This window comes from Candidatus Mycoplasma haematohominis, assembly GCF_902712995.1.
Classification (GTDB): domain Bacteria; phylum Bacillota_I; class Bacilli_A; order Mycoplasmatales; family Mycoplasmoidaceae; genus Eperythrozoon_B; species Eperythrozoon_B haematohominis.
Genome location: NZ_CACTIB010000034.1, coordinates 1 through 4,151 on the forward strand (window position 1 = coordinate 1; position 4,151 = coordinate 4,151).

General features: G+C 32.5%; 6 protein-coding genes and 1 pseudogene. All 7 read left to right on the forward strand.

The features are described 5' to 3' along the window. Positions 1 to 28: 28 nt before the first annotated feature. The gene (locus H6411_RS05750; protein WP_216083698.1) at positions 29 to 874 is read left to right on the forward strand and encodes a hypothetical protein; all 846 of its coding nucleotides are present in this window, start codon (positions 29 to 31) and stop codon (positions 872 to 874) included. After that, positions 874 to 1,032, forward strand: a complete 159-nt coding sequence (locus H6411_RS05755) for a hypothetical protein (protein ID WP_216083699.1) — start codon at positions 874 to 876, stop codon at positions 1,030 to 1,032. The genes H6411_RS05750 and H6411_RS05755 overlap by 1 nt, the downstream gene beginning before the upstream one ends. A 317-nt stretch (positions 1,033 to 1,349) precedes the next feature. Beyond that, complete coding sequence (locus H6411_RS05760; RefSeq protein WP_216083700.1) at positions 1,350 to 1,895, forward strand: hypothetical protein; 546 nt, start codon at positions 1,350 to 1,352, stop codon at positions 1,893 to 1,895. Positions 1,896 to 2,029: 134 nt separating this feature from the next. Further along, positions 2,030 to 2,800: a hypothetical protein gene (locus H6411_RS05765; protein WP_216083701.1), complete on the forward strand. Its 771-nt coding sequence runs from the start codon at positions 2,030 to 2,032 to the stop codon at positions 2,798 to 2,800. Continuing rightward, positions 2,801 to 3,319, forward strand: coding sequence for a hypothetical protein (locus H6411_RS05770; RefSeq protein ID WP_216083702.1), 519 nt, complete (start codon positions 2,801 to 2,803; stop codon positions 3,317 to 3,319). Further along, on the forward strand, positions 3,294 to 3,500 hold the full coding sequence (locus tag H6411_RS05775) for a hypothetical protein (RefSeq protein ID WP_216083703.1): 207 nt from the start codon (positions 3,294 to 3,296) through the stop codon (positions 3,498 to 3,500). The genes H6411_RS05770 and H6411_RS05775 overlap by 26 nt, the downstream gene beginning before the upstream one ends. 9 nt (positions 3,501 to 3,509) lie before the next feature. Continuing rightward, positions 3,510 to 4,151, forward strand: a pseudogene (locus H6411_RS05780) (hypothetical protein); the annotation flags it as partial.

The window sequence follows — 4,151 nt, forward strand, 5'->3', positions numbered from 1 at the left end:
GTTAAAAAGTTCTTTGGAATAAAAAATTATGTCATTACTTAAAGCAGCAGTAGTTGGAGGTGGCGCAACTGTTTTGACAGCTGGGACTAGTTATGGAATTTATAACGCTGTTTCTTCAGATGCTATGCCAGTAAATTTTGTTGTTTTGTCTAAGGATTCAACAACAGTTACAGAGGACACAAAAATAGGCAATTTATATGGAGATTACTTAATTTCTCCTTTTGGCAAAGACAAAAATAACAATCAAAAGTGATGGGAATGGTCTTTTAGGAGATGAAAAGAGAATATCGAAAAAGAAGGGGCGATATTAAGTTCTAGTTTTGGAAAAAACGAAATTAAGTCTGCATATCAACCAAAAGATAAAACTACTGGGGATGAAGAGAAGTCTTTAAATAAGATTTGTAAAAAAGTTTATGACCAAGAAAAGAAAGATATTACCAAGGAAGCTAGTGACTCTAGCAATGATAAACAAAATTTAAAAAATGACCTTTGAAAGTATTGTTCTTTCTTTGGAGAGACTCCAAAAAGTATCGATGAAGTTGAAAAAGGTATTTACAAGGAAGATGGTACTTACGGCAAAACTCATGCAACTAAATTAGTTGGTATTAAAGGTAATGATACTTTCTGAGAAACAAGAAATAAAGAGTTTTTTGGAGAAAAAGATCAAGCGGGTGCTGGAAATGGATTAAACGCAACAAATGATTCTTTATTTCACAAATTGTATTTGTCTAAAAATAAAGGCGAACAAGGAAATATAAGAGAAACTTGTAAAGAAGCTTATTCTTTGAAAGCAACACAAGAAGGAAATAAACCAACCGCTACAAAAGATAATGTCTTTAAATTTTGCGCATTAGAGAAAAAAGAAGTTAGTTAATGGATCTGGTAAAAGCATCCGCAGCTGCTGGTGTTTTTATGGCTGCAGGGGCAACAACTTATGGAATTAGTGTTCTATGAAATATGCCAGCATGAAAACACATTACTGAGAATTTGACTAGTGAAGTTTATGCTGAAAATTATCCAAATTTTCTTTAATACATGAATTAGATCCTCATCTAAATACTCTAAGTAGAAAATCAAATGATTTATTTAATGGAAGCTCTGGATTTAATTTAGAACAGAAAGTAATTGCTAAAGGAAAAGTAAAACCTGAAGAAGGAAAAGACATAGATTTCACAATTACTTGAACTAAAGATCCAAAAACTTCAGAAATAAATAAGCACAAAAAAGATTGTGAACAGGCTCTAGCAAAACCTTTTGACTTTAAGGATCAAGAAGAATTAGAGAAGTTAATTAAGTGATGTACTGTAGTACAGAGCAATGGAGACCTATTAAAAAGAAATGGCTTTACTTTGTTAAATACAGAGAATACTAATGATGATGCTATTTGAAGGCAAGTAATAGCTGGAGGATGATTTACTAAGGGAACTAAAGATACAGATTACAAATATTGAGAAAAACAATCTTTCTTCGGTGAAGATGACTTAAGGAAACTAATAGGAGATTCAAATAGTATTAAGGAGATAAAAGAAGAAAGTGATGTAACTGATTCACATATAGGAGTATTTAAAGAAAGATGCAGAGCAGAACTTAATAAATCTCCTGAAATAAAAAGCTTTCCGCTTTCTAAATATTTCCTCTCTGGAGCAACTAATCCTTCTTCAGGTCTGAAAGTAGATAGTTTCTTTGAAGCAGCATATTTCTGTACAAAACCTATGAAAGCAGAAGAATATGTAAGAAATAATTTGAAATCGCAAGTAAGAGAATCAAGAACATCTAAAGGTTTAACTTGCTCTCTTGAATATGTAGAAGATTACACCTGATATACACATCAACCTGCTCAAGGAAAAGGTTTCTGGTGTGGAGTTCAGGTCTTATATAAGGGCAGAGCTCAATAATTACTTAGTATTAGTTTTTAGTAATTAGACAATTTTTCTTTAATTAATTATTTCTACATAACTGTAAATATTTTTATTAAAAGGTATATTTGTACGTATATTATGGTTCTAATTAAAAGCCTGGAGAAATTATTATGGATCTAACTAAAGCAGCAGTAGGGGCAGGAGTTGTTGTATTGACAGTTGGAGGAGGTTATGGAGTATCAACTATGTTTGGGAAAGAGCCTATTCATATACAAAGCGCTACGACTGATAAGTTTGGAGAAGATTTTCAATTTCACTTCATGGATGCATCAGATGATAAGAATGATTCTTGATGACAAACTAGATTTGAAAAGCTTAAAAGTGGCGATGATACTAATTCAAGTAATGAATTTAAGAAGACAGCAATTACAGGTTTTGAGAAGTTAAAGGAAGCGTGCAAGAAGGTTTATACGGAGAAGGCGACAAAAACAGATGTACATCCAAATACAGATTCAGATAATACAAAAGCTAATTACGAAAAAGATATCTGAGACTTTTGTTCCATTGATGGATTTAAACCTAGGACTATAAAGGAAGCTGGAGAAGAAGATAAGAACGGTTACACAGATACCAAAATAGGAAAAACAAAAAGCACACTTTTAGTTTCAATTCACGATAAAGGAAACGAAAAATTTTGAGAAAGACAAGCTAGAGCTTTTCACAAAAGAAAAAGTAGTGATGGCAAACAAGAAGTTGATGGGTTAGGAAAGAGAAGTCAAACTGGTAGTTCAGATTTCAAAGAACTATATGAAAAGCAAGAAAATGAGAGAACAGTTAAAGCATTAAAAGATACTTGTGAAAAAAGATATAAAGAAGGTTCCGATACAAATAACGATAAATATACCCTAATGTTTTGTTCCCTTCAAGGTAAACAAGAATAGATGTCAGTAGCCAAAGTTGCATCTGCAGCCGCATTAGCAACAGGAGTTTTGTGCGGAGGAGGTTATTTAATATATGACAACTTAATTGATACTGAAACTAGACTTCTGGCTTATTCATCCGATTTTGAAAAGACATACGCAGATGAAAATTCTTTTGGTCGCAAGTATGGTATATATCTTCTAGATCCTGATAGTTCTAAGAATAAAGACGTATGATCTGCTTTATTTAATAAGTGAAGCAAGAATAAGGCAACCGAAGATGCAAGCAGATATTCAAGTTTCAAAAAAGATAAGATAGATAAATCTTTTGGCACTGACAATAAAACTTTAAATCAGGTTTGTAAAAATTCTTTTAAAGAAACAGATTTTTCAAGTAAGGATCATTATGAAGAGAATATTTGAACTTTCTGTTCAATATTTGAAGCGAAGCCAAAGATGGTTTCTTCAAGCGAAACAACTTATTCAAATAAGTTCGGCACTAAAGCAGAACACAATGGTAAGTGCTCCAGAAAGTACTAAAGTAGATAAGTTACAAGGCGATACTCCACCAACAGAACAAGAAGCAAAAGAAATTTATGATTACACAAAAGCATGATGTGAATCCAAAAAGAATGTTGTTTACAATGATGCAGATGATCAAAATAAGCAGGAGTTTGGAAGATTTAAAAAAGTTTGTTTTGTGACTAAAATAGCGGTTTAATAATTTTTTATGTCTATTCCAATAAAAGCAGCTGTAGGAGGCAGTGTTTTGGCTTTAGCAGCAGTTGGAGGTTATGGAGTAAGTACTTTGTTTGGAAAAGAGCCTATTCATATACAAAATCCTACTTCAGGGAAGTTTGGAGCAGACTTCCAATTTCATTTTATGGATGCTTCTGATAATAGGAATGATTCTTGATGAAAAGAAAGATTTGAAAAGCATAAATCTGGAAAAGATAGTGAATTTAGCACTGAATTTAAACAGACAACTGTTAATAGTCTTGAAAAGATTAAAGAGGCTTGCAGTGATGCGTATACAAAAAAAGTTACAAAGAATGATGTGCATCCCGACTCACAAGATACAAATAAAACTCAGTATGAAAAAGATATTTGAACTTTCTGTTCTATCGAAGGAAGGAGACCTAAAACTATAAAGGAGGCAGGAGAAGAGGAAGAGTATAAGGATAAATCTGGCAAAAACAAGAGCACAATTTTTATATCTGCAAATGATAGAGAAAATCAAAAATTTTGGGAAAGACAAGCCAAAGCTTTTTATAAAAGAAAAGGTGAAGATGGAAAATCGGAAATTGAAGGCATAGGAAAAGAAGCAACAGATGGCGACTTGGGTTTCAAGACACTCTATGATAAGCCGGAA